This window comes from Desulforamulus putei DSM 12395, assembly GCF_900129195.1.
Taxonomy (GTDB): Bacteria; Bacillota; Desulfotomaculia; order Desulfotomaculales; family Desulfotomaculaceae; genus Desulfotomaculum; species Desulfotomaculum putei.
This window is the reverse complement of sequence record NZ_FQUY01000001.1, coordinates 285455-310846: the sequence shown is the minus strand read 5'-3', so window position 1 is coordinate 310846 and position 25392 is coordinate 285455. Positions and strand designations below refer to the sequence as shown.

28 protein-coding genes and 1 pseudogene are annotated in these 25392 nt (G+C 50.7%); 1 reads left to right on the top strand and 28 read right to left on the bottom strand.

Annotated elements, in window-relative coordinates; genetic code table 11:
- Positions 1-4: 4 nt before the first annotated feature.
- From BUB67_RS01370 to BUB67_RS01250, 25 genes and pseudogenes are all read right to left on the bottom strand, one after another.
- The gene (locus BUB67_RS01370) at positions 5-820 is read right to left on the bottom strand and encodes a 2-oxoacid:ferredoxin oxidoreductase subunit beta (RefSeq protein WP_073234518.1); all 816 of its coding nucleotides are present in this window, start codon (positions 818-820) and stop codon (positions 5-7) included.
- On the bottom strand, positions 804-1955 hold the full coding sequence (locus BUB67_RS01365; protein ID WP_073234513.1) for a 2-oxoacid:acceptor oxidoreductase subunit alpha: 1152 nt from the start codon (positions 1953-1955) through the stop codon (positions 804-806). The genes BUB67_RS01370 and BUB67_RS01365 overlap by 17 nt, the downstream gene beginning before the upstream one ends.
- Positions 1952-2179 (bottom strand): 4Fe-4S dicluster domain-containing protein, encoded by a 228-nt coding sequence (locus BUB67_RS01360; protein ID WP_073234510.1) that lies wholly within the window; start codon positions 2177-2179, stop codon positions 1952-1954. The genes BUB67_RS01365 and BUB67_RS01360 overlap by 4 nt, the downstream gene beginning before the upstream one ends.
- Positions 2180-2559: 380 nt before the next feature.
- Positions 2560-2802: a MoaD/ThiS family protein gene (locus BUB67_RS01355; protein WP_238456912.1), complete on the bottom strand. Its 243-nt coding sequence runs from the start codon at positions 2800-2802 to the stop codon at positions 2560-2562.
- Positions 2803-2974: 172 nt separating this feature from the next.
- Entirely contained in the window at positions 2975-4822 is a 1848-nt protein-coding gene (locus BUB67_RS01350; protein ID WP_073234504.1) for an aldehyde ferredoxin oxidoreductase family protein, read from the bottom strand.
- Entirely contained in the window at positions 4822-5220 is a 399-nt protein-coding gene (locus tag BUB67_RS01345) for a 4Fe-4S dicluster domain-containing protein (RefSeq protein ID WP_073234498.1), read from the bottom strand. The genes BUB67_RS01350 and BUB67_RS01345 overlap by 1 nt, the downstream gene beginning before the upstream one ends.
- A gap of 93 nt (positions 5221-5313) precedes the next feature.
- On the bottom strand, positions 5314-6462 hold the full coding sequence (locus BUB67_RS01340; protein ID WP_073234495.1) for an NAD(P)/FAD-dependent oxidoreductase: 1149 nt from the start codon (positions 6460-6462) through the stop codon (positions 5314-5316).
- Complete coding sequence (locus BUB67_RS01335; protein ID WP_073234492.1) at positions 6455-6745, bottom strand: (2Fe-2S)-binding protein; 291 nt, start codon at positions 6743-6745, stop codon at positions 6455-6457. The genes BUB67_RS01340 and BUB67_RS01335 overlap by 8 nt, the downstream gene beginning before the upstream one ends.
- The gene (locus BUB67_RS01330) at positions 6746-7240 is read right to left on the bottom strand and encodes a 4Fe-4S binding protein (RefSeq protein WP_073234489.1); all 495 of its coding nucleotides are present in this window, start codon (positions 7238-7240) and stop codon (positions 6746-6748) included.
- Between the two features lie 15 nt (positions 7241-7255).
- Positions 7256-8332 (bottom strand): NAD(P)/FAD-dependent oxidoreductase, encoded by a 1077-nt coding sequence (locus BUB67_RS01325; protein WP_073234485.1) that lies wholly within the window; start codon positions 8330-8332, stop codon positions 7256-7258.
- Positions 8329-8634: a (2Fe-2S)-binding protein gene (locus BUB67_RS01320; protein WP_073234481.1), complete on the bottom strand. Its 306-nt coding sequence runs from the start codon at positions 8632-8634 to the stop codon at positions 8329-8331. Before BUB67_RS01320 ends, BUB67_RS01325 begins: the two co-directional genes overlap by 4 nt.
- Positions 8635-8910: 276 nt before the next feature.
- Positions 8911-10638, bottom strand: a complete 1728-nt coding sequence (locus BUB67_RS01310) for a sigma 54-interacting transcriptional regulator (protein WP_073234475.1) — start codon at positions 10636-10638, stop codon at positions 8911-8913.
- Positions 10639-10825: 187 nt separating this feature from the next.
- Positions 10826-11533 (bottom strand): ABC transporter ATP-binding protein, encoded by a 708-nt coding sequence (locus BUB67_RS01305; protein WP_073234471.1) that lies wholly within the window; start codon positions 11531-11533, stop codon positions 10826-10828.
- A 3-nt stretch (positions 11534-11536) separates the two neighbouring features.
- Positions 11537-11659 (bottom strand): ABC transporter ATP-binding protein C-terminal domain-containing protein, encoded by a 123-nt coding sequence (locus BUB67_RS17375; protein WP_420795736.1) that lies wholly within the window; start codon positions 11657-11659, stop codon positions 11537-11539.
- Positions 11660-11776: 117 nt separating this feature from the next.
- Positions 11777-12307 (bottom strand): annotated as a pseudogene (locus BUB67_RS01300) (ABC transporter ATP-binding protein); the annotation flags it as partial.
- A gap of 14 nt (positions 12308-12321) precedes the next feature.
- On the bottom strand, positions 12322-13221 hold the full coding sequence (locus BUB67_RS01295; RefSeq protein WP_200798096.1) for a branched-chain amino acid ABC transporter permease: 900 nt from the start codon (positions 13219-13221) through the stop codon (positions 12322-12324).
- A 10-nt stretch (positions 13222-13231) separates the two neighbouring features.
- On the bottom strand, positions 13232-14104 hold the full coding sequence (locus tag BUB67_RS01290; protein WP_073234464.1) for a branched-chain amino acid ABC transporter permease: 873 nt from the start codon (positions 14102-14104) through the stop codon (positions 13232-13234).
- 98 nt (positions 14105-14202) lie between these two features.
- Complete coding sequence (locus tag BUB67_RS01285; protein WP_073234458.1) at positions 14203-15399, bottom strand: ABC transporter substrate-binding protein; 1197 nt, start codon at positions 15397-15399, stop codon at positions 14203-14205.
- Between the two features lie 89 nt (positions 15400-15488).
- A complete protein-coding gene (locus BUB67_RS01280) occupies positions 15489-17105 on the bottom strand; it encodes a sigma-54 interaction domain-containing protein (RefSeq protein WP_238456902.1) in 1617 nt (538 codons plus the stop codon).
- A gap of 297 nt (positions 17106-17402) precedes the next feature.
- Entirely contained in the window at positions 17403-18107 is a 705-nt protein-coding gene (locus BUB67_RS01275) for an ABC transporter ATP-binding protein (protein ID WP_073234450.1), read from the bottom strand.
- Positions 18108-18875, bottom strand: a complete 768-nt coding sequence (locus BUB67_RS01270) for an ABC transporter ATP-binding protein (RefSeq protein ID WP_073234447.1) — start codon at positions 18873-18875, stop codon at positions 18108-18110.
- Entirely contained in the window at positions 18853-19833 is a 981-nt protein-coding gene (locus BUB67_RS01265; protein ID WP_073235058.1) for a branched-chain amino acid ABC transporter permease, read from the bottom strand. Before BUB67_RS01265 ends, BUB67_RS01270 begins: the two co-directional genes overlap by 23 nt.
- A gap of 3 nt (positions 19834-19836) precedes the next feature.
- Positions 19837-20718: a branched-chain amino acid ABC transporter permease gene (locus tag BUB67_RS01260; RefSeq protein WP_073234444.1), complete on the bottom strand. Its 882-nt coding sequence runs from the start codon at positions 20716-20718 to the stop codon at positions 19837-19839.
- 81 nt (positions 20719-20799) lie between these two features.
- Positions 20800-21987 (bottom strand): ABC transporter substrate-binding protein, encoded by a 1188-nt coding sequence (locus BUB67_RS01255; protein ID WP_073234441.1) that lies wholly within the window; start codon positions 21985-21987, stop codon positions 20800-20802.
- A 302-nt stretch (positions 21988-22289) separates the two neighbouring features.
- Complete coding sequence (locus BUB67_RS01250; RefSeq protein WP_073234438.1) at positions 22290-22931, bottom strand: adenylate kinase; 642 nt, start codon at positions 22929-22931, stop codon at positions 22290-22292.
- 166 nt (positions 22932-23097) lie between these two features.
- Here BUB67_RS01250 and BUB67_RS01245 point away from each other — a divergent pair, with 166 nt between their 5' ends.
- A complete protein-coding gene (locus BUB67_RS01245; RefSeq protein WP_073235053.1) occupies positions 23098-23337 on the top strand; it encodes a hypothetical protein in 240 nt (79 codons plus the stop codon).
- Positions 23338-23628: 291 nt separating this feature from the next.
- Here BUB67_RS01245 and BUB67_RS17305 read toward each other — a convergent pair whose 3' ends face one another.
- From BUB67_RS17305 to rsgA, 3 genes are all read right to left on the bottom strand, one after another.
- The gene (locus tag BUB67_RS17305; protein WP_338011669.1) at positions 23629-23742 is read right to left on the bottom strand and encodes an RCKP-type rubredoxin-like domain-containing protein; all 114 of its coding nucleotides are present in this window, start codon (positions 23740-23742) and stop codon (positions 23629-23631) included.
- Between the two features lie 65 nt (positions 23743-23807).
- Positions 23808-24491, bottom strand: coding sequence for a ribulose-phosphate 3-epimerase (gene rpe / locus BUB67_RS01240; RefSeq protein WP_073234435.1), 684 nt, complete (start codon positions 24489-24491; stop codon positions 23808-23810).
- 3 nt (positions 24492-24494) lie between these two features.
- Entirely contained in the window at positions 24495-25373 is an 879-nt protein-coding gene (gene rsgA, locus BUB67_RS01235; RefSeq protein ID WP_073234432.1) for a ribosome small subunit-dependent GTPase A, read from the bottom strand.
- Positions 25374-25392 lie beyond the last annotated feature (19 nt).

Sequence of the window (25392 nt, the reverse complement as noted above, 5' to 3'; positions counted from 1 at the left end):
ATCCCTACCTCCCCCGGAATTTTTCCTGCAATTTCTGGTATTCCGCCGTATATTCGGGTGCCTCGCATCTGTGCAACACACCCACGATAAATTTATCGGACCGTTCTTCGGGGCTTAGATTTTCATAACGCATGGCCGTGACGCCATGATCCCGCTGCCACTTTAACATGTCTGCCGGTGAACCCATTTTGTTGTGCCGACCAAAGGAAGTGGGGCAATGGGTTACCACTTCGATGAGGGAAAAACCGTTATTTTTATAGCCTTCTATTATCAAGTCCGTCAGCTGCTTGGTATGATAGGTGGTGGCCCTCCCCACAAAGGTTGCGCCGGCAGCGATGGCCAGTTCCGCTAGGTTGAAGGGGCGTTCCAGGTTGCCGTAGGGAGAAGTGGTGGCCCGGCAAGCATTGGGCGTCATGGGGGAGTATTGCCCTCCGGTCATGCCATAAATGTTGTTATTAAATACTATGGTGGTAAGATTAATATTGCGACGGGCTGCATGAATAAAATGGTTTCCGCCGATGGCGGTGCAGTCCCCGTCACCGGTTAGAACAAAAACATTCAGTTCCGGTTTGGCGAATTTGACGCCGGTGGCAAAGGCCAGGGCACGGCCGTGGGTGGTATGCAGGGTATCAAAATCCAGGTAGCCGGAGGCCCTGGCAGCACAGCCGATGCCGGAGACCATGACGGTGCGGTCCTGGTCCAGGCATAATTTATCAATGGCCTTCACCAGGCAATGCAGGACAATGCCGTTGCCGCAGCCGGGGCACCACATATGGGGTAATTTCTCCAGGCGAAAGTACTGTTCAATTTCCGGGAGCATGTTCATACACCTCCCTGATTTTGTTGAGGATTGTTTCCGGTTGGGTCAGTTCGCCGTTGGTTTGCAGACAGCCGGTTACTGCACAGCGTCCGGCGGCTACCCGTTGTACTTCCAGCAGCAGCTGCCCGTAATTCATTTCTGCCACCAGCAGTTTCTTCCCTGCCCCGGCCAGCTCCGCCACTGCTTCTTCCGGGAAAGGCCAGAGGGTTTGCGGTCGGAAAATACCTACTTTGCGGCCTTCCTGCCGGGCTAACTTTACCGCCCGGGAGACCGCCCGGGCGGTGCCGCCGTAGGAAATCACCACCAGTTCCGCATCCTCTGTTTGTTCGCTGTGATAGGTGATAATTTCATCCAAGTGGCGGTAAATTTTGTTGTGCAGGCGACGCAGCTGCAAGTCAATGACTTCCGGCTTTTCGGTGGCAAAGCCGCTTTCGTCATGGAATAATCCAGTTACGTGATAGCGATAGCCTTCCCCGAAAAAGGCCATGGGCGGAGCTTTATCCCAATCTGCCCGGTAAGGATAATAATCCTCCCGGCTGCAGTTTGGTTTTAGGCGGTCATAAACGGGAAGTTCGCCCGGTTCGGGCAGAATTACTTTTTCCCTCATATGTCCCACCACTTCATCCATGAGCAGAATCACCGGAACCCGGAATTTTTCCGCCAGATTAAAGGCTCTGACAGTTAGTTCAAAGGTCTCCTTGACAGAGGATGGGGTCAGGACAATGATGGGGTGATCACCGTGGGTGCCCCAGCGCGCCTGCATCACATCTCCCTGGGCCGGGGCAGTGGCCACGCCGGTGCTGGGGCCCAGGCGCTGCACATTTACCACCACGCAAGGGATTTCCGCCATACAGGCATAACCGATGTTCTCCTGTTTCAAGGAGAAGCCCGGGCCGCTGGTGGCGGTCATGCTTTTTACACCGGTTAAGGAAGCTCCCACCACCGCCGCCATACTGGCGATTTCATCTTCCATTTGAATAAATTTGCCTCCCACCTGGGGCAGTCGTTTGGCCAGGATTTCCGCTATTTCGGTGGAAGGTGTGATGGGATAGCCGGCATAAAATCTCATACCGGCGTAAATGGCCCCTTCGGCACAGGCCTCGTTCCCCTGCACCAGACGCGGTTCACTGCTCATTGGTCCGCCACCTCCAGGTTTATGGCATAGTCCGGGCAGAAGTTTTCACAAAGGCCGCATCCCACGCAGTTTTCCGGCTGGGCAACCTCCACCCTGTTTCCTTCTCCAAAAGCCAGCACCCCTTTGTTGCAAAAGGCGATGCAAATACCACACTTTTTACACCAGGCCTGGTTGATGACCACCGCGGCGGGTCTTAGCCTGGGAACCGATGAGAGGTCTGTCACGATGTTACACCCCAATCTGGTAAAAGATCCCTATTGGCAATCGTTGAGCCTGTGAGTTGCCGGATGTGTCTTCACACCAAGCAAAGCACTTCACGGTTTCTATAATTCTGTTTGATTATTTAGATAATTAAGAATAGAGTAATGCCTGAGCTAAAATAAGTCAAAGCACTTGCCGCCGAGGGTGATTATGCTACGTGCCTAAAAATGGTGATATTTTATACTATTAAGTATATTTAGAAGAATAATCAGAAGATGTACGTATTGTCCGATGCTAACTGTCCACATTTACGACAGCAGTTAACATTCCATGGTTATGAGTTCTGTAAACTGCAGGTTTGACAGCGTGACAGGGTATGGCTCCCTGTCACGCTGTCACCTTCTTAGCCTCCGGCTAACGGGGAAATCAGTACAATTTCTTCACCATCACCGGGCACGTAGGATAAATCCCGGCGCTGGCCATTGACCACCACCGTCATGACCAGTTGGTGGTTCACCTTAATTTGCTGTAGAATCTCTTTTACCGTTAAAGGTTTTTCCAAAGAAACCGGGAGTATTCCTTTGCCGGCGGGGAAGTATTCTGTCAAAAGTCCCGTCACTCTTACTTTGATTTGCAAAGTTATCACTCCCTTGTTGGTTATGAGTAAGTTCCTAGCCATTGGCCATTAGCTATTGACCCTTAGCTATTGACTTAAAGAACTGATGAATCCCTGGCCATCTGCTATCGGCCCGGCTACAGTTTTTTAAGCTGAAGGCCGATGGCTGATGGCCAGGTTGTATTGTAGTTAACTTAATTGCTTAGCTTATTTTACGGCCGTAGGATTCCAACTGGCGGACCACAAACCCCAGACCCATTTGCTCCAGCTTTTCTCGGGTGGGCAGGCCGTTTAGGTCCCAGCCCCGCAGTTTATAGTAATCGTCCAGCAGGAAGTCCAGCTCTTCTTTGGACAGAACATCTCCGGCATTGGGGCCGGTGGTTACGGTCTCTTCATAGAAACGGGCAGGCGGGTAGTCATACTTTCTGCCAAAGTCCTCAATTTCTCTCCAGGCAAAGGCGCGGGTCAGGTTCCATACCTTTTCGGAAATCTTCATTAAATCATCCTGACTGTAGTCAAACCCGGTGACATAGCGGAGGACTTCCGGATAATGTTCTAATTCAAAGCCGATTTCCACCCACTGCAGGCGGCAGCAACCGATCAGATCAAAGAAGGGACGAATGTGCTGCAGTTCGATGACCTTCCGGGCCTTACCTTCCAGCACCTTTCTGCCCACGGCGATATCGTGGGTGACCGACCAGGCCCGGTTGTGGTGAGCCCCCAGGTCGCAGGTCATGTAGGCCAGCATATTGGACGGGGCGCTGCGGGATTCATATCCGCTCCACTCCAGACCTTTTACCTGGATGGCAAACTTGATGGAATCGCCGCCAAACTGTTCCGCTGCATATTTGACACCCTCGGCCAGGATATTGCCAATGCCTTCTCTGGCAGCAATTTTCTCCACCAGGTACTTGAAGCTTTCCAGGTCGCCAAATTTGAGTTCCATTCCCACCTGTTCCCTGGTCAGAATGCCTTTTTCAAAACATTCCATGGCAAAGCCAATGACATTACCGGCGGAGATGGTGTCCAGACCCAGTTCATCGCACAGGTAATTTAAATAGCCTATTTGTTCAATGTCGGTGAAAACACAGTTGCCGCCGATCAACGCGGTGGTCTCGTATTCCGGCCCTTCGGTGTAGACGTTATAAGGCTTGACGTAGCAGTATTTGCCACAGGGGCTGGGACAGCCAAAGCAGCCTTTGTCATTGACCACCATCTTCTCCCTCATAATCTTACCGTCCAGGTTTTCATTACCCTCCAGGTAGGAGGATTGGAAGTTTTTGGTGGGAAAAGCGCCAATGTTGTTGGCCCAGACCGGTACGCCGGCCGTACCGTAATTCTGCCACTCATCCAGGTTTTCCTTGGCAAAGCAACCCTTGAGCATTTCCTTGCCTTTGACCACGGTGGCCTCCAGGTCTGCCAGGGGAATGCTGTTATGGCCGCAAATGGCGATGGCCTTGACTTTTTTGCTGCCCATCACGGTCCCCATGCCGGTACGCCCGGCCTGGCGACCGAAGTCGTGAGAAATACAGGCGTATTTGACCAGCTTTTCGCCGGCGGGACCAATGGTACAAATTTGGAATTCTTCACCCAGCTCATCTTTCAGTGCCTTTTCGGTCTGGATGGCGCCTTTGCCCCAGAGGTGGGAGGCATCCCGGATCTCCACCTGGTCGTCTTTAATATAAATATAACAGGGTTTGCTGGATGCGCCCTCCAGAATGATGACGTCGTAGCCGGCATATTTCATCTCCGCGGCAATATGGCCGCCCATGCAGCTTTCGCCGTAAATGCCGGTGGCCGGCGATTTGGCGCCAAAGCTTACCTTGCCGCCCGCCGGCACCAAGGTGCCGGCCAGGGGGCCGGTGGACATGACCAGTTTGTTGGCCGGTCCCAGTGGATCGATGCCGGGTTTCAGTTCATCCCAGAGGATCTTGGCAATAAAGCCGCGCTGGCCAATCCATTCTCTGGCCATGTCCTGGGACAGGGGTTGTATGTTCATTTCTCCGGTGGTCAGGTTAATTCTGAGGATATTGCCGCCGTAACCGTACATTACTGCACCTCCCTGGTATCTGCATCGTAAATGGCTCCCCGCTGACATAACTCGACACACTGGCCGCAGGCCACGCATTTGATGGGAGCCTTTTCGGCGGGATGCTGCACCATGGCTTCGGAGGGGCAAGCTTCAATGCATTCGCCGCAGCCGGTGCATTTTTCTTTGTCAATGCGGTAAACCCCGTCTGTTTCTTTAATGGCTTCCGCCGGACAGACGGCGGCGCAAAGGCCGCACTGGTCACAAATCTTGATTTCATAGTGGCCGGGGGTCGGGAAATGACCGACAATTTTGACCGCTGCCTTTTTCGGATTATTTTCGTTGAAGTTGTGCAGGCTGCAGATCACCTGGCAGGTGCGGCAGCCGGAGCAGCGGGCTTCGTTTAATGCAATTTTCAAGGATTTTCACGCTCCTATGGCTATGGTATTTCTATTATTAAATTATTTGATTGGTTGATGATGACCTGCAGAGAAACTTAATAAATTTTCCTGTTACACGACCGAAGGTTCTACGTACAGATCTCCCCGTTCGAAGCGGGTGAAATCAAACATGCTGATAGGGAAGCTGGTTTCCTCTCCCAATATGTGCTCGGCCATGAGTTTACCGGTCATGGGTGCAATCATGAAGCCGTGGCCCGAGAAGCCTGCCGCCAGGTGGAAGCCTTCAATGCCGGGAACGCTGCCCAGGATTTGCTGGCGGTCCGGTGTCAGATCGTAGAGGCCGGCCCACTGGCGGACCACCCGCAGGTTGGCTAGGGGAGGCAGAATAAAGGTTGCTTTGGCCGCCATCTCATGGAGGAACTGCCAGCTGCTGTTTTGGTTGTACTCCTTGGGTTCGTTGGGGTCCCCCAGGCCCATGATGAAGCTGCCGTGGGGCACCTGCTGGCAATAGAGACCGTGGTAGAAACTCATGACCATGGGACCCTGCATCATTTCCACCGGTTCCGTAACCAGGATCTGGTGACGTTCCGGTGTCAGGGGCAAATCTATACCGATGGTGGCAGCCAGGTCCCGGGAATAGGCGCCGGCACACAGGACAACCGCCGGGGTTTCAATAATGCCTTTGCTGGTTTCCACGCCGGTAATTTTACCATCCCGGGCCAGCAGCCGGGTGACTTCAGTGTATGTCATAATTTCCACGCCCAGGTGCTGGGCAGCCCTGGCGTAAGCATCGGTGGTCTTAAAGGGATTGCAGTGGCCGTCTTTGCCGCAGAAGGTGGCCCCCAGCAAACCCTGGGTGTTCAAATGGGGCACGATTTCTTTGGCCTCCTCGGGCGTCACCCAGCGGGAGGGAATCCCCAGCTTGTGCTGCACACCCAGGTTTTTGTGGAATTGTTCCACCATCTTCTCGGTATAGGCCAGCAGCAGGTAGCCGCCCTGTTTAAATTCAATGCTGCCCGGATAATCCAGTTCTTCTTCCAGGTGTTCAAACATTTCGATGCTGTTCTTGGCCAGCAGGCAGTTGGTTTCGGTGCCAAACTGCATGCGGACGCCGGCGCCGCAGCGCCCGGTGGCGCCGCTGGTAAGGTATTTTTTCTCGATTAAGACAATGTTTTTGGCGCCTTTTTTGGCCAGATTGTAGGCAATGGAGCAGCCGATGACGCCGCCCCCCACAATAACATAATCTGCCGTTCTATTCATGGTCGGTACCTCCTGCCAGGACACCCAGTTTCACCGGTGTGGTGGGTTGGCGGAAAACCGTCAGGGGAATCTCACGGACGGGCCGCCCGGTGGCCCTGGCCAGTTCGTTAACGATCAAGGGGGTGCAGGTCCTGCCCTGGCAGGGTCCCATACCGACCCTGAGGAGTCTCTTTAACTGTTCCAGGTCGGTGACTCCCTGTTCGATGTAGGCCCGTACCTCGTCCACGGTAATATCTTCGCAGCGGCATATGATGGTAAGGTCTTTTTGGTTTGCTTCACACATTTACCGCACCCCCTTAACTTTGAAGTGGCGGACTTCCATCATCAAATCTTTGGGAACCGCCAGCCAAACGATGGCTGTACGGTCCTGGGCCCTGGTATTCTGTACCCGAATAACCCTAGCCTCCCCCACTTCCCGGCCGGCTCGGTTAATGGCTGTGACGGTTTCACCGGCCTCCGGTATGGGAAGAAACTCGTAAGGGATTTTTACTAACGCTTCACTGTCGGAATAGGTGGCATCCACCACGAAGATGGCGAGACCGGGACAACGGCTCATGCAGGAACCACAGCCGTTGCATTTTTCAAAGTCCACCTGGGGACGCTGGTTAATATCCGTAAATTCTTTGATGGCCCCCTGTTTACAGCTGTGGTAGCAGGGGTCGCAGGGAATATTTTGAAAGCACTCGGCGATGGCCACCGGCCCCCGAGCCAACCGTTCTTCCGGGGGAAGAACCCCGGCCAGGTCCTCCGGTGTGGGAATTCCGTTTTGTGCCAGCATGTGCATCACTCCTATCTATAAAAGAGCCTGGGCCAGGCCCTTGCGAATCTTCTCTCCCACCGGACCGGAACGTAGGCCCTCCAGTTGTGCCAGGATATTGCGCCGGTCCAAACCCAAACTTTCAGTGGTGTATCCCAGGCTGGCGGCGGCGTTTAAGCCTGCCAACGCACCTTCCATCATGGCTGCCGAGGCCTCTTCAATGCCTGCCACATCCCCGGCCACATAGATCCCAGGCACCGAGGTTTCCAAATGCTCATTCCGCAAAGGAACATTGCCGCCCAGTTCAGGAACAAACACCATCCGGCAACCGGCCTGCCATAACAATTCCGTCAAGGGAGTCAAACCAACAGACAAGCAGATAACGTCGACATCAAATTCCTTTTCGGTGCCCGGTACCGGCTGCCAGTTTTCATCCAGTTGGACAACGGTGGCACCGGTCACTTCCCTATGGCCATGGGCCCTTTGAATGGTATGCCTGGTATAGATGGGTACGCCGGCTCGCACCACCTTGGACGCATGGACCCAATAGGCGCCGATGCGGGGAGCTGCTTCAATAATCGCCGCCACTTCCACACCGGCCTGCAGCAGCTGGTAACTCACAATGACGCCGATATTACCGGCGCCCACCATCAATACTCTTTTTCCCGGCTTGACGCCGAACACATTGACCAGGGTTTGTACTGCACCGGCCCCGTAAACCCCGGGCAGGTCATTATTGGGAAACAGCAGGGTTTTTTCCGCCCCGCCGGTGGCAATGATCAGTCGCTCGGGTTTAATGGCAAAAATTTTTTTATGCTGCTCAACCAGCAAAACTCCGTCCTCGTAGTAACCAAGAGCGGTGGCCTCTGTCATCACCTGAATATTTTTGCTGGCAGTTACCTGGTTGGCCAATTCCCGTGCAATATCAATGCCGCGCTCGGATGCCCGTTGTTCCTTGGAGCCAAAAAAACGGTGCGTTTGTTTAATTAACTGACCTCCTAAATAGTCGTTCCGATCAATTAAATGTACCCTGGCTCCCAGTTTGGCTGCATTGAGAGCCGCCGCCAAGCCCGCCGGGCCGCCCCCGACAATGGCAATTTCGGTATGTTTCACTTCAGCTCACCTTTCCCCTTCTGGGTTTCAACCACCATTCCCTCGCGCAGGCGTTCCACACAAACCCTTACGTTGGGTTCCCCGTCCACCACCATTAAGCAGGATGAACAGTTCCCGATATTACAAAACAATCCCCGGGGACGGTGCAAATGCCCGCTTTCCCGCATAACGCGAATCCCCGCGGCATGGAGTGCCGCAGCAATGGTTTCGCCTTCGTAACCCTCCAATTCCCTGCCGTCGAAGGTAAATTTTACTTTGGTTCCGGTCTTAAATTCCAATATGGGATGTTGACTTATACGCATGGGCCCATACCTCCTCATGGAGTTATTTATAGCAAAATCCATGCCTAAAAAGACAACATTCCTCCCGGGATGCACAGGACAGCCTGACAAAGGCGCTGCCAGGGTTGAATTTACTTGTTCTTTGAATAGATTAAATTTTTTTAAAAAAGAAATTTATAAAAGAAAAAACACGTACATACGTGTTTTTTCTGAAAACCACAGTAAAATTGTATAAGTTTTTGCACAAAACCCGGTGACATTGGACACAGTTGTTTGAACAGTCCTTTAATAAACCTGTTACATGATCCCTAGTTGGTGCATTTTGTAGTAGAGGGTGCTTCTGGGAATGCCCAGCATACGGGCTGCTTCGGACCGGTTGCCGTTCACTTGTTTTAACGTACGGATGATCAGTTCCCGTTCCGTTTGTTCGGTCACCGAAGCCAGACCAACGGTGGTAGTTACCTGATCCTGGCGGGAACTGAGCTTCAAAGAGTCGGGAATGGCGCTTTCCGGCACGGTATCTCCTTCTGTCAGGATGACCATGCGTTCGATGACATTTTTCAGTTGTCGGATATTGCCGGGCCAGGAATAAGCCAAAAAGGTGGCCATCACGCCCGGTTCCAGTTTGCTGATTTGTTTGTTATATAGCTGGCTGAACTCCTGCAGGAACAAGTAAACCAGTTCAGGAATATCCTCCCGTCGTTCTCTGAGGGGCGGGATCTCCAGAGAAACAACATTTAGCCGGTAATAAAGGTCTTCCCGGAATTGGCCGTTGGCCATCATTTCTTCTAAAGACCGGTTGGTGGCGGCAATGATTCTTACATCCACCTTGACCGGTGTGGAACCGCCTACCCGGTAGAATACTCCGTCCTGCAGGACCCTTAAAAGTTTCACCTGCATGTCCAGGGGCAGCTCGCCAATTTCATCCATAAACAGGGTTCCGCCGTCCGCCATCTCAAAGACACCCACCTTGCCCCTTTTATCCGCCCCTGTAAAGGCGCCGCCTTCATAGCCAAACATCTCGCTCTCAAACAGGCTCGGAGGGATGGCAGCGCAATTAATGACAGAAAATTTCTTATCTGCCCTGGGACTGGCCTCATGAATGGCTTTGGCAAACAGCTCTTTTCCTGTGCCGCTTTCTCCCCTTAATAGGACTGCCGCACTGGTGGAAGCCGCTTTTCTGGCGATGTTGATGAGTTCCACCAACCGTTTGTGATGCCCCTTGATGGCTGCAAAGGGATTTCTGCCGGTGGAAATCTTGTGAATCTCATTTTCTAAACGCTTCACCTGGGAACTGGCCTGGTTTAGCTTTTGGTTAAGTTGGACAATTTCGGTAATATCTCTTTCAGCGGTAACGCCGCCGATCACCTTGGGTCCCAACCGGACAGGGGTGGCGTTAATTAATACATGGGTGCCTTCCACCGGCTGGTGATGCAGGGAACGAATTTCTTCCCATTCTTTATTGACTCTGGTGACAACCAGGTTGGAAAAAAACTGGTGAATGGGCTTTCCCACGATGTCCTGGGCTTTGATGCCATACAGCTCTTCCGCCCGGCTGTTCCAGGTAATCACTCTGTCTGAACTGTCAACAATGCAGATGGCTTCGTCTACCGTCTCTACCACTGCATTAATACGCGCCTCAGTTTCACAGACCCGCAGGGCCAGATCGTGAAAGACCTGGTCATAGGATAAAACGCCCAGAACGTTACCCTGGCTGTTTCTGCAAACCAGGGCATGGTAGCGTAATTCAGGCAGGAAGGCAAGTATTTCCCTCTCCATGTCCTCTTCATCCAGCGAGGAAAAATCCCTTTTCATAACCTGTCTTACTTGTACATCTGATTCTAACTTGCGGTTTATGACATCCTTCCAGAGTAAAACCCCCACCAATCTGTCCCCTTCCATGGCCAGCACCACAGGGCGGTTAGGGATTCCCTTTTCCCTCACTTCGCCAATTGTAGTCTCTGGAGTAACAGGTAGAAGGTCTTTATACAACATGTCTTTGACTGTCAAAAATCCTTTGTGCATGCGATCACCCCAGTCTTTGTGAAGTGAGAAGTGAGAAGTGAGATGTGAGAGGTTAGAGGGTTAGATAAAAAATTATGTCCTTTAACCCTGACGTATCTCAAGCTTGTACTTAGAAAGCAACAAGCATAAATTATATTGTATACACACCTGAAAGTAGGACCTTTTCCTACTTTCAGGTTTTACTTTATTATTCACCCAAATAGGCCTTTTGTACTTCCGGATTATTGGCCAAATCCCTGGCCGGACCCGACAGCACGATTTCCCCTGTTTCCAATACATAGGCCCTGTTGGCGATGGATAAGGCCATGTGAGCATTTTGCTCCACCAGCAAAATGGTGGTACCGGCCTGGTTAATCTCTTTAATAATGGAAAATATTTCCTGCACAAGCATGGGAGCTAGACCCATGGAGGGTTCGTCCATCAGTAAGACCGTAGGTCGGGACATTAAGGCCCGCCCCATGGCCAGCATTTGTTGTTCTCCGCCGGAAAGGGTGCCGGCCAACTGAGACTTCCGTTCCGCCAACCTCGGGAAACGTTGAAAGACCTTTTCAATATCCGCCTTTACATTTGCTTTATCTTTACGGGTGTATGCCCCCATTTCCAGGTTTTCCAAAACGGTCATTCTGGTAAACACCCGGCGGCCTTCCGGCACCTGGCAAATTCCCAAGCTGACAATCTGGTGCGGGGGCATTTTGGTGATCGGTTGTCCTTTGTAGGTAATAGTACCCGATTGGGGGCGAATAAGCCCCGAAATGGTACGCAGGGTAGTGGTTTTTCCGGCGCCGTTGGCGCCGATTAACGCCACAATTTCGCCTTCTCCTACCTGGCAGAAAATACCTTTCAGCGCCCGAATAGCCCCATAGGAAACATGCAGGTCATTGACTTCAAGCAGCATGGGCTAAACCACTTCCTTTCCCAAATAGGCGGCAATCACTGCCGGGTTCCGCTGGACCTCTGCCGGGGAACCTGCTGCAATTTTTCTGCCGTAGTCTAAAACAGCAATGCGATCGGACAAACTCATGACAAACTTCATGTCATGCTCAACTAAAAATATGGTAAGGCCCATAGCCTGTATTTTTCGAATCATACTCATAAGGGTTTGCTTTTCCTGCGGGTTCATTCCTGCAGCAGGTTCGTCCAGTAAAATCAGTTTGGGCCGGCTGGCCAGCGCCCTGGCAATTTCCAGGCGGCGCTGTTCGCCATAGGGCAGGTTCATGGCCAACTCGTCCGCCTTGTGATCCAGTTCCATTAATTTCAGCGCTTCCATGGAAGCTTCCGTAATGGCCCTTTCCTCTGCCTTTACCCGGGGACTGCGCACAAGGGCCCCTAGAAAACCGGTGCATGTCCTGCAGTGCATGCCGATTTTAACATTATCCAGGACAGTCATTTCACCGAACAAACGAATATTTTGAAAGGTCCTGGCAATTCCCATTTTGGTAATCACATGGGGTTTCAGACCGTTAATCTTATTTCCCATAAACCGAATTTCTCCGGCAGTGGGGGCATAAATACCGGTAATCAAGTTAAAGATGGTACTCTTTCCCGCCCCGTTGGGACCGATTAAGGCACGGATGGTGCCTTCTTCTATTTTCATATCCACACTGTCCACCGCAGTGAGGCCACCGAAACGGATGGTAACGTTGTCCAACTCCAAAATTGTCTTTGTCATGTATTTCACCCCCATCAGTTGGCCCCGCCGGAAGCGGAGGTGCCGGTCTGTTGAACATTCTTTTTGGCGAAAAGGCGTCTTAACTGCACGCCGCCCAGCAAACCTCTGGGACGAACAATCATCATAAATACCATCAACAAACCATAAACCAGCATCCGGTAATCTGAGATAAAGCGTAAAAATTCAGGCGCCAGGGTAAGGACGCTGGTGCCGAGAATTACACCGGGGATACTGCCCAATCCACCCAGCACAATGAAGGTCAGAAATTCAAAAGACTTAAGAAATCCAAAATCAGAGGGATTCAGGTATTGGATCAAGTGAGCATACAATCCGCCACTGATGCCTGCCAGAAATGTGCCGATGGCAAAGGCGGTGATTTTGGCGGTGGTAATATTAACGCCCATGGCTTCCGCAGCGATCTCGTCCTCACGAATCGCCACCAGGGAACGGCCGAAGCGAGAATTTTCCAATCGAACCATAGCCCAGACACTCAAAATGACCACAAGCAACACCACGGTCAGCGTTGTGTTGCGGGGTATGCCCGCCAATCCTAAAGCGCCGCCGGTAATGGTCATGTTTAAAAAAACAACCCGAACAATTTCACCAAAACCCAGGGTGGCAATTCCTAAATAGTCTCCGGTTAAACGTAAGGTAGGATAACCCAATAATACTCCCCAGAGACCTGCCATCAGGCCCCCGGCTAAAATAGCCAACCCGAAGGGCGTATGAAGTTTAAGACTTAAAATAGCCGACGTGTAAGCGCCAATACTCAAAAAAGCCGCATGCCCGAAGGAGAGTTGTCCGGTGACACCTGTAATCAGGTTTAGCCCCAAGGCGCCGATCAGATAGATACCCAACATTGTCAGTACCTGAATATAATAGTCATTTAAAAACATGCTGAAAATGCTATCCATGAATATCTACCTACACTTTCCTCTGGATTGGTCGTCCCAGCAACCCGGTGGGCCGGAAAAGCAATACAATAATCAATAAAGTGAAGGCAATGGCGTCTTTATACAGGTCAAAGCCGCCGGCAACACCAAGGGTTTCCGCGACCCCCAAGAAAAGCCCACCTAACATGGCTCCGGGAATGCTGCCAATCCCTCCTAAAACGGCGGCACAAAAGGCCTTGAGACCGGCTAAAACACCCATAAAAGGAGATACCGAGTTAAAGTAGATCCCTACCAGCACACCACCCGCTGCAGCCAGTGCGGAGCCAATGGCAAAGGTAAATGAAATGACCCGGTTGACGTTAATCCCCATTAAGGCAGCGGTATCATAATCTTCCGATGCTGCCCGCATGGCTTTACCGATTTTCACATATTTGACAATGAAGTGAAGTCCCGCCATAAGCAGACTGGCAACGATCAAAATAATAATTTGGACCTTACTGATCTCAACCGGACCCAATTTATAAAGGGCATCATTTATGACAGGGGGAAAGGCAACGGGCTGCGGTCCCTTAATTTTCGTCATCAGGGTTTGCAAAAAGATCGAGACGCCGATGGCGGAAATTAAAGGAGCCAGGCGAGTGGACCGGCGCAGCGGGCGATAAGCGATACGCTCAATGGTGACCCCCATGATCATACAGGCCAGCATGGCGGCAACCAATGAAACCAGCAGTCCCTGCTGAAACACTGAAACCATCAACACCCCGACGAAGGCTCCTACCATATAGATTTCTCCGTGGGCAAAATTAATTAATTGAATAATACCGTATACCATGGTATAGCCCAAGGCTATGAGAGCGTAGGTTGCACCCAATGTTATTCCGTTCAATAACTGCTGCGACAGCATTCTATCATCTCCTTCCTGCGGGGTATTTAAACAATGGTTGCAGCCATTACGAAACGTGAATGGCTGCAACCCGTTTATTTTCAATTAACTGTGATCGATTATTTCACGTCAACAGTATCTTTTACCACGAACTTGCCGCCCTTCACTTCCAGCAGGTAAACAGGGCTCTTGATGGGTTCGCGGTTTTCCCGGAAAGTAATGGTACCGGACACACCGATCCAATCTTTGGTCTTGGCCAGTTCAGCACGGAACTTCTCGGGGTTGTCGCTGCCGGCAGCCTTGATGGCATCGGCAATCAGCATTACAGCGTCATAGCCCTGGGCGGAGAACATATCGGGCAGAGCGCCGTTGTTGCCTGCTTTATAAGCTTCGATAAACTTCTTGGTCTTTTCGCCGGCTTTGGCTTCATCAGCAGCAAAACCGCAGTAAACCATGCTGCCTTCTACAGCGTCGCCCCCCATCTTCATCAGCACATCGGACAGCAGGCCGTCGCCGCCTACCATAACGGCTTTCATACCCTGCTTACGGGCTTCCTTCATGAACAGGCCGCCCTCGGTGTAGTAACCGGTGAAAATAATACCGTCGGGATTCTTGTCTTTAATGGCGGTAACCTGGGCGGCGAAATTCTGGTCGCCGTCCTGGATGCTTTGTTCAGCCACAATTTCCATCTTGTTGGCGGCCAGAGCTTCTTTAAAGAGCTTGGTCAGACCCACGCTGTAGTCGTTGTTCATGGAAGTGATAACTGCGACTTTCTTCCAGCCCAGTTTTTCATTGAGGTATTTGGTGACAGCCGGAGCAGCCACAGCATCCAGCAGGGTGTCACGGAAAATGTAGTCGCCGATTTCAACCACACCGGTACCTACAGCGCCGGCGGACAGCAGCACAACTTTATTTTGCTGGGCGATGGGCGCAGCTGCTTTGGTAATACCGGTGGTGGGGTCTCCAACGATGGCTACAACCTTGTCACGGGTAATCAGTTTCTGGGTAACGTTAGTACCCTCGGAAACTTTGCTGCCATGATCTTCTTCAATAATTTCAATCTTTTTGCCGAGGATGCCGCCTGCGTCGTTAATGTCCTTGGCAGCCATTTTCATCCCTTTGAGAGTTTCCACGCCGTAGGCTGCGTGACCGCCGGTCTTAGCGCCCAAGAAACCGATCTTAATGGTGTCGCCACCAGCCGCTGCTTTATCCCCTTCCGCAGCCTTTTTCTCCTGGCCGCCACCGCCACAGCCGGCCAGCAACATGGCAGTGATAACCATAAAGGATATTAATTTCCATAATTTACCTTTTTTCATCTCTCTAATCTGCCTCCATTCTCTATTTTTTCTAACTGGTAAATATTCGACTAATGGGACATACTCACCTCCTGTTAATAAAAGAATATTTATCCTTTTGCAGGAATGCCCAGTTGACGCAGTTTGTAATACAATGTGCTTCTGGGAATTCCCAGTACCCGGGCGGCCTCCGACCGGTTACCCCTGACTTGCTGCAGGGTCTTCAGAATTAACTGTTTTTCTGCTTCCACCGCCACATTCATCAGTTTACCCTGCGAGACGGGACTTGTCACCAAAGAAATATAGGTATTTCTCCGCAGGTTCTCCGGCAAGGATTGTTCGTCAATGACATCCCCGTCTGTAAGAACCACCAGCCTTTCCACGGCATTCTTTAACTCCCGTACATTGCCCGGCCAGGTGTAATCCAAAAAGGAGGTCATAACGGCAGGCTCAATCTTTTTAATAGATTTATCATATTTCCGGCAGAATTCCTGTAAAAACAGGTGAACCAGTTCCGGTATATCCTCCCGCCGTTCCCGCAGCGGGGGGATTTCCAGGGACACCACATTCAATCTGTAATACAGGTCTTCCCTGAACTGTCGGCGATTGATCATGGCCTCCAAATCCCGGTGGGTTGCTGCCAGCACCCTTACGTTCACCTGAACAGGTTCCGAGCCGCCGACCCGGTAAAAGACCCCTTCTTGCAGCACCCGCAGCAGCTTGGCCTGCATTTCCACGGGCATTTCGCCAATTTCATCCAGGAACAGGGTTCCTCCGTTGGCCAATTCAAACATGCCGGGTTTGCCTTTACGGTCTGCCCCGGTGAAGGCCCCTCCCTCATAACCGAAAAGTTCACTCTCAAACAGGTTGTTGGGGATGGCCCCGCAGTTAACCACGATAAAGGGGTTCATGTGACGGGGACTGTTTTGGTGAATGGCACGGGCCAAAAGTTCCTTGCCGGTGCCGCTTTCACCTCTTAACAAAACCGTTGCGTCCGTGGTACTGATCTTTTTGCCAAAGGCAATCAGGTTTTGCATGGCCTGGCTGCGACCGATCAGTTTGCGAAAAGCACAATCCTGACCGGATATTTTACGAATCTCCTGTTCCAACAATTTCACCTGGGAACTGGCTTTGGTCAGTTCCTGGTTCAGCTGCACCAGCTCGGTAATATCCTTCTCTACGGACAGGCCGCCGATTACTTTATCCTCTGCTTGCACCGGCGCTGAATTAATCAGTACATGGGTTCCTTCACAGGGTTGGTGGTAATGGCCCTTTAATTCTTTCTTTTCATGCATACAGTTGCTGACCCTCAGGTTAGAGAAAAAATCTTCAATGCGTGCAGACAGAATTTCTTCCGCCTTGACCCCGTAAAGTTCTTCTGCCTTGGGGTTCCAAACAACCACCCGGTGCTGTTTATCGATGCCGCAAACACTTTCATTGACCTGGCACAATACCGCTTCAAAATAACTCCGAATTTTCACCAGTTCGGCATGGAGAGCATTGGCCACATGTAAAGGTTCAAGCATGCCCGTCGGTTTATTAGAAGCATCCTTCATAACAGGAACCGCAGACGGGTTTTTCATCCATTGTTTAAACAGTTCAGCAGGCGCTAATTGCTCAGAGATAAATAAAGCCGGTCGCCGGGCCACAGCGTTCAATAGGTCGCTTTCTTCGGCATATGTTAAGTCAGAGGATAAAACAACCATATATTGTTCATTGACACGCAATAATAATCCACCCAAAAGACCTGATTGCAGCAACCTCTGTCCTTCTTTTACAGAGATTGACTCATCAACTTCCTGGACAGGTAGATTGTGCAAATCGCAGGCTCTTGGGTAAAATTTATGATACCTCCCCATAGCCCATCACATCCAGGTTATATTTTTTACCTTAGTTCATTAAATTCCACACCTGCAGTAAAAATTCCTGCATACTTTTGAATCTTTTTATGAACAAGTGTCAACTAATGTACAACTAATTGACATGTCATGTCCTTCAACCGGCAGATGCCGTCTGTTTTTTCTTTAGCCTCCCAAATAGGCCCTTTTGACTTCAGGCGACTCCAGAAGCTCTTTGGCATCCCCGGCCAGTACGATACGCCCTGTCTCAACCACATAACCCCTGTGGGCAATGGACAGCGCCATTTTTGCGTTTTGCTCCACCAGCAGGATGGTAGTTCCCTGCTCGTTTAATTCTTTGATAATGGAAAAGATCTCCTTCACCAAAATAGGAGACAAGCCCATGGATGGTTCGTCCAGCAGCAGCAGGCGGGGTTTTGACATGAGGGCCCGCCCCATGGCCAGCATTTGCTGCTCACCGCCGGACAGGCTGCCCGCCAGCTGGTTTTTTCTCTCCCGTAACCTGGGGAACCTGGTATAGACATTTTCCATAGCTTCCGCCACTTCTTTTTTGTTTTTATTCAGGAAGGCGCCCAATTCCAGGTTCTCGTACACCGGCATATTGGCAAAAATTCTCCGTCCTTCCGGCACTTGGGTTAACCCCATTTTAACAATCTCCGGGGTAGCCATGCCGGTGATATCCTTGCCTTCAAAGGTGATGCGACCGCTCTTGGGCTTGATTAAACCGCAGATTGTATTCAGAGTGGAGGTTTTGCCGGCGCCGTTGGCGCCGATCAGTGTAACGATTTGTCCCTGGGGAACCTCCAGAGAAATGCCTTTGATGGCATGGATTGCACCGTAATATACATGAACATCTTCCACTTTCAGCATTTAGGAGGCCTCCTCTCCCAGATAGGCTTCGATCACCCTGCGGTTGTTTCGAATCTCATCCGGTGTTCCTATAGCAATGATTTGACCGTAATCAAGAACATAAATAATCTCACAAACCCCCATTACCAGCGACATATCATGCTCAATCAAGAGAATGGTCAAATCAAATTCTTTCCGTATCCAACGTATAAGTTCCATTAATTCATGGGTTTCCTGCGGATTCATGCCTGCCGCCGGTTCGTCCAGCAGGAGGATGCGGGGTTTGGTGGCCATGGCCCTGGCAATTTCCAGCCGTCTCTGCTCGCCATAGGGAAGGTTTTTGGCCAGTTCGTCATACTTATGGTCCAGTTTAAAGATTTTCAAAAGCTCCATGGATTTCTCATGGATTTCTTTTTCCCCGGCATAAAATCCCGGCAGCCGGCAGATGGCCCCCAGCAACCCGTACCTGGCGTGGCTGTGGTAGGCGATTTTTAAGTTGTCAATCACCGTTAAGTCATTGAACAAACGAATATTTTGAAAGGTCCGGGCCACTCCCCGGTGGTTAATTTGGTAGGGTTTCAGCCCCACCAGACTTTTGCCGTCCAATTGAATGTCTCCGGAGGTGGGCAAATACACGCCCGTCAACATGTTGAATACCGTTGTTTTGCCGGCCCCGTTGGGTCCGATCAGTCCTGCCAAATCATTTTTATGAAGCTGCATATTAAAATTTGATACAGCCTTCAAACCCCCGAAAGATATGGACAGGTCATTGACCGATAGCAGTGCCATGCTGTTTTCCCTCCTTATCTTTCGATTTTTTGCGGAACATTTTCAGGCTGAATTCCTTGGTTCCCATGAGACCCTGAGGCCTGAACAGCATGATAATAATCAGCAACAAAGCATAAATAACCAGACGTAAAGCAGCAAATTTTTGCAACGAAGCTGAGATAATGGTGAGAGCAATGGCTGCGATAATGGAACCGGTGATACTTCCCTGCCCCCCCAGAACCACCATGACCAGAATGTCAAAGGACTTCAGGAAGTTAAAGGTATTGGGCTGAATAGTATAAAAGTAATGGGCATGCAAACCACCGGCCAAGCCGGCAAACAGCGAACCAATGGTAAAGGCCATTACCTTGTACTTGGTTGTATTAATGCCCATGGCCTCGGCGGCAATTTCATTTTCTCTGATGGATATGGTTGCCCTACCGTGGGTGGAGTTGACAAAGTTCCAGATAACCAGTACGGTCAGAACGGTTAACCAGAAAATCCAGGTCCAGTTGGCTAATTTGGGGATGCCGGAAAGGCCATAGGCACCACCGATATAATCAATATTTACTATGAGACCTCGGATGATTTCGCCAAAGCCAAGGGTGGCGATGGCCAGGTAGTCACCACGCAGGCGCAGGGTGGGCAGGCCCACCAGAATACCGCAAATTGCCGCCAGCAGCGCACCAACCAGAAGGGCAATGACAAAGGGCAGGTGGGCTTTGATGGTGATCATGGCGGCTCCGTATGCTCCCACCGCCATAAAACCGGCATGCCCGATGGAGAATTGACCGTTAAAACCGTTAATCAGGTTAAGGCTGACTGCCAGGATAATGTTAATCCCGATTAAGATAAGGTTTAGTTCGTAGTAGGGGTTCAGGATGCCCCCTTTAATCATAAAATCAATGACGCCCCAAACTGCCGCCAGAACCAGCAAAATACCGATTTGTCTGCCAATCTTGCGCTCAAACATTGACATCACCTACACTTTCTCCCGGACGTTCTTACCAAACAATCCGGCCGGCTTGACGATCAAAATGATGATCAGGATAACAAAGGCAACCGGATCACGGTACAGGGATTTTCCATAACCGCTCACCATGGCCTCCACGATCCCCAGTAAAAAACCACCGGTCATCGCTCCGGGGATGATGCCAATGCCGCCCAGAACGGCAGCTACAAAGGCTTTTAAACCAGGCATAATACCCATCAAGGGGTTAATGGCATTGTAATAGATACCAACCAGCACGCCGGCCGCCGCCGCCAAGGCGGAACCGATGGCAAAGGTGGCCGAAATGGTTTTGTTGACGTTGATACCCATTAATTGAGCGGCCTGTTTGTCGTGGGAAACAGCACGCATGGCCTTGCCGATTTTGGTTTTGTGAACGATGTATTGCAGCAGCAACATCAAGGCAATGGTTACAACCAGGATAATAATCTGGCGGTTGGTAATGACCAGATTGCCAAGAAGTTTATATTGTACCTCAGGCAGGACCTGGGGAAATGTCCGCACCTGCGGCGTAACAAGCAGCATCATGCCGTATTCCAGGAACAGCGAAACACCAATGGCGGTGATCAGCGCCGCAATCCTGGGGGCGTTGCGCAAGGGTGTGTAGGCCAGTTTTTCAATCACCATACCGAGGATGGCACAGACAACCATAGACAACAGCAGTGCAGGTAAAAACGGCCAACCAAGGATGGCCGTGGCAAAGAAACCCAGGTAAGCGCCCACCATATAGACGTCACCATGGGCAAAGTTAATTAATTGAACGATGCCGTAAACCATGGTATAACCAAGGGCGATCAGCGCATAGATGCTGCCCAGGGATATACCGTTAATCAGTTGTTGTAAAAAGACTTCCAAAGATGCCACCCCTATCCGTTGTTTTGAAGATAGGCGAGGGGGGTATCCCCCCTCACCATTTGTTGTAGTGCAACCTGGAGATTAAGGATTTACATATGTTTTGTAAACCTGTTTGCCGTCTTTCATTTCAAGGATAGCGGCACCCTTAACAGGGTTGTGGTTCTCGTCAAAGGACAGTTTTCCGGTTACGGCCTGAACATCCTTGGTAGCCTTCAGCGCTTCTTTAATTTTTTCAGGAGAACCGTCGCCGGAACGCTTGATGGCGTCAACGATCAGTACGGCAGCATCGTAGCCAAGAGCAGCCATGGAGTCGGGAACCTGACCGTATTTAGCCTTGTACTTTTCTACGAAAGCCTTTACGTTAGGATCATCCTGCTCAGAGGAGTAGTGGTTGCTGAAAAAGGTATTGTTCAGAGCTTGCGCTCCGGCAATTTCCGCCAGTTTGGGGGAATCCCAACCGTCGCCGCCCAGGAAGGGAACGGTGATACCCACTTCGCGGGCCTGCTTGACGATTTTACCAACTTGCTCATAGTAGCCGGGGCAGTATACAACGTCAGGATTCAAGCCTTTAATCTTGGTAAGGGTGGCTTTGAAGTCCTGATCTTCCGGTACAAAGGCTTCTTCACCAACGATTTTGCCGCCCTGTTTGGTGAAGGACTCTTTGAAGAATTGAGCCAGGCCCTTGGAATAAGGGGAGTTGTTATCAACATAAATAACTGCGGTCTTGGCTTTGAGGTCTTTCAAGGCAAAGTTGGCCATTACGGTACCCTGGAAGGGGTCGATAAAACAAGCACGGAACACATATTCACGAACTTGTTTGGTATTGGGGTCCACGGTGACATCCGGGTTGGTGGCGGAACTGGTCAATACGGGGATTTTATTGTCGGTGGCCACTTGAATGAAACCAAGGGTGTCACCGGAGGTGGTTGCCCCGAGAATGGCTACGACTTTGTCCTGAGTGATCAAACGGGTTGCTACGTTGGCAGCCTCGGTGGCGTCGGATTTGTTGTCCAGGTTAACAAACTTAATTTTCTTATTGAGTACACCGCCGGCAGCATTTACTTCATCAAAATATAATTGGGCGCCGTTTGCTGCGGCAGTACCAAAGGTAGCTACGTTACCGCTTAATTCAAAGTTGCCGCCGATTACGATTTCATTGGCATCGGCAGCTTTTTTCTCTTCCTTGGCGCCACCGCCGCCGCAACCGGCTACCAGAGCCGCCAGCATGGCCATTGCTGCCAATAAGGCAACGAAACGAAACTTTTTCATTTTAATCCTCCTCCGGTTCTTTGGTTGATACACATTTGTCCTGTACCATTACACCTGTCAGTCCTTTAACCACCTCCCGCCATAAAAAAAGACAAAGTTGATTAAAAATTTCTACGAAAAGAATATTCCACAGTCATAGATGAATTCCTTCAGAAGTATTTTAAAAAATAAGATTTTTAAACAACAATATTGTGTACAGCACGCTGACACCAGGTTGTCGCTGCTTGGTAATGAAAGAACCCTGTTGCCGGGAGACCCGGTCAACAGGGTTCTTTGTTGTTTAGCGAGAGTTCTTTAGTTAATTATTTTACAGCGGCCAGGATGTCTGCCAGAACCTTGCTGATTTCCTGATCACCGTTGATGTTTTTCAGAATTCCTTTGGCCTCATAGTAATCAATCAAGGGCTTGGTCTTTTCAAGGTAAGCATTTAAACGGGTCCCCACGGATTCTTCGTTGTCATCGGAACGCTGGTAGAGTTCTCCGCCGCAGGTGTTGCATTTACCTTCTTCTTTGGGCGGGTTGAAAATTACGTGATAGGAAGCGCCGCAACCTTTGCAAACCCGGCGGCCGGTCAAGCGTGCCATTAATTTTTCCAGGGGAACTTCAATGTTGATGACGCCGTCCAGTTTAATGCCCATGTCCTGCAGGGTGGCGTCCAGAGCAGCAGCCTGCTCAACGGTGCGGGGGAAACCGTCCAACAGGAAGCCTTCCTTGCAGTCCGGCTGAGATAGGCGGTCTTTTACCATGCCGATAACCACTTCGTCAGGAACCAGTGCGCCTTTATCCATATATTCTTTGGCTTTTTTGCCCATTTCGGTACCTTCCTTGATAGCGGCACGGAACATATCACCGGTGGAAATGTGGGTGATGTTTAATTCCTTAACCAGTACTTCAGCCTGGGTGCCTTTACCGGCACCGGGGGGTCCCATAATTAATAAATTCACAACTATCCCTCCTGAGTTTATAATGGGCTCGTCCTTAATCATATTGTATATTATATCACAAACTGGTCAATATGGATTAGCAATAAAAACAAAAAATGTTTTGATTGGAAACGCCTGCTGCAAGGAGTATAATAAAATCAAAATGCTTGAAGGGCGTGTATTTAAATTGACTGTGAATGTTGACAAATTTGTACAGGAACACCAGGATAAAATCATCACCCTGGTCAACAACAGCCTGAACCGGGCCGGAGATATCGTGGCCAAAAAGGTTCAGTCCGGTGAAGTGGGGGCCACCATACAAGATGTTTTGCCTGTTATGCTATATGAGATATTGCTCACAAACACAGTGGCAACGCTGCGTCTGGTGGCGGACATGCTGAATGAGAGCGCTGAGGAGATGAATTAAACTGCATAAGAAGAGCCGTCAGTGATTATCGCTGGCGGCTTTTTTTGGCCATTAGCCGTTGACTGTTGGCTGTTGGCCGTTGGCTTTTGACGTTGGGGTCAAGCTAAAGGGTCCTGTTGTTGGACTATGGGGTATTCCTTTTGGGTCCTGCTGCGAGACTAAAGGGCATTCCTCTCGGGTCCTGTTATTATTGAAGTTATTTTAGAAAAAACCACTATTAACAACAGGACCCGCAAACATACCCATAAGTCTAACAACAGGAACCTTAAGAAATACCTCACAGGCTAACAGCTACTTTGCTTCGTCCTTCACAAAATCTTCCTTCGTACCACCGCAAACACATTTCTGAGGACGGCAGCGGCCTTCTTTGGTGGCCCCGCACTTTTGACATTTCCAAACCGCCATTCTGACCCACCTCCTTTGATTTAGTATGATCCTCGGATTTAATTAAAATAATCTATTTTCTGCTATCACCTCGGCCAACGGCCAATGGCCATCTTCTTTTCGGCTGCTTGCCGAATTGCCTGCACCGCCCGGGCAGGATCGTCAGCTCCGAAAACGGCGGAGCCCGCCACCAGCACGTTGGCGCCGGCCCGGGCCACCAGGGGAGCTGTCTCGGTATTGATGCCCCCGTCTACTTCGATTTCAGCGGCCAGTCCCTTTCTCTTAATCAAGCGGGACAGGGCTTCAATCTTGGGCAGCACCTCGGGTATGAATTTTTGCCCGCCGAAACCGGGGTTTACCGTCATCAGCAGGACCAGATCCAGCATGGGCAGAACATATTGGATAAGGCTCAAAGGAGTGTGGGGATTTAAAGAAACCCCCACCCTAGCCCCCAGTTCCTTGACCTGGCAGACACAGCGGTGCAGGTGGGTGCAGGCCTCGGCATGGATGCATACCAGATCTGCCCCGGCTTTTATAAAATCAGGAATATACCGGTCCGGTGATTCAATCATTAAATGTACGTCAAAGAGCATTTTGCTGTGCGGTCTTAACGCCTGAACAATCGGGGGTCCTATGGTAATGTTGGGAACAAAGTGACCGTCCATCACATCAATATGCAGGTACTCGGCCCCGGCCCTTTCAACCGCTTGAACGGATTGGGCAAGATGGGCAAAGTCTGCTGATAAAATGGAGGGAGCGATTTTAACCATGTTTTAGTATCTCCTCTCTTGCTGCATAACTTCCTCTAAAAAATTCAGGTAATGTTTGTACCTGTCCTGATGAATCAACCCCTGTTCCACAGCCCTTTTAACGGCACATTGGGGTTCGTGACGATGCAGGCAGCCCTTAAATTTGCATTCAGGGGTAAAACTGGCAAACTCCGGAAAATAATAACCCAGGTCCTCTTTTTCCATTTCAGGTAAATCCAGACTGGAAAAGCCGGGACTGTCCACCACCAACCCTCCGGCGGCCAGGGGCAGCAGTTCAACATGACGGGTGGTATGTTTCCCCCTTTTTAACTTGCTGCTGATCTCCCCTGTTTTCAGTTCCAAACCCGGCTGCACCGCATTTAAAAGACTGGATTTCCCCACACCGGAAGGGCCCGCAAATACGGAGGTCTTTCCAACCAGCAGTTGCCGCAGTTCATCGATGCCTTCACTGCTTTTTGTACTGGTAATGACCGTGGGGTAGCCAATTTTTCGATACAACCTGAGCCACTCGTGTTCCCTGCGACCGCTCAGCAGGTCCGCTTTATTCAAACATACCACCGGGGAAACGTTGGCATTTTCGGCTAACACCAAAAACCGGTCCAGGAGAGCCAGGTTTGGCTCCGGGTCTTGCACGGCAAAGACAATGACCGCCTGGTCAATATTGGCCACCGGTGGGCGGAACAGTTCGGTTTTGCGGGGCAGCACCTCATCAATGCGTCCGGTAGTGCCCCGCACAGGCGTAACCCTGACACGATCTCCCACCAGGGCCGCAGAGCCTTTGCCCAGACGGAACTTGCCACGTAAGGTGCATTGCCAGATTTCATCACCTTTTTTTACGTAGTAAAATCCACCGTAGGCCCGTATTAAAACCCCTTCAAACACTCATTGACCCTCTCCTTGG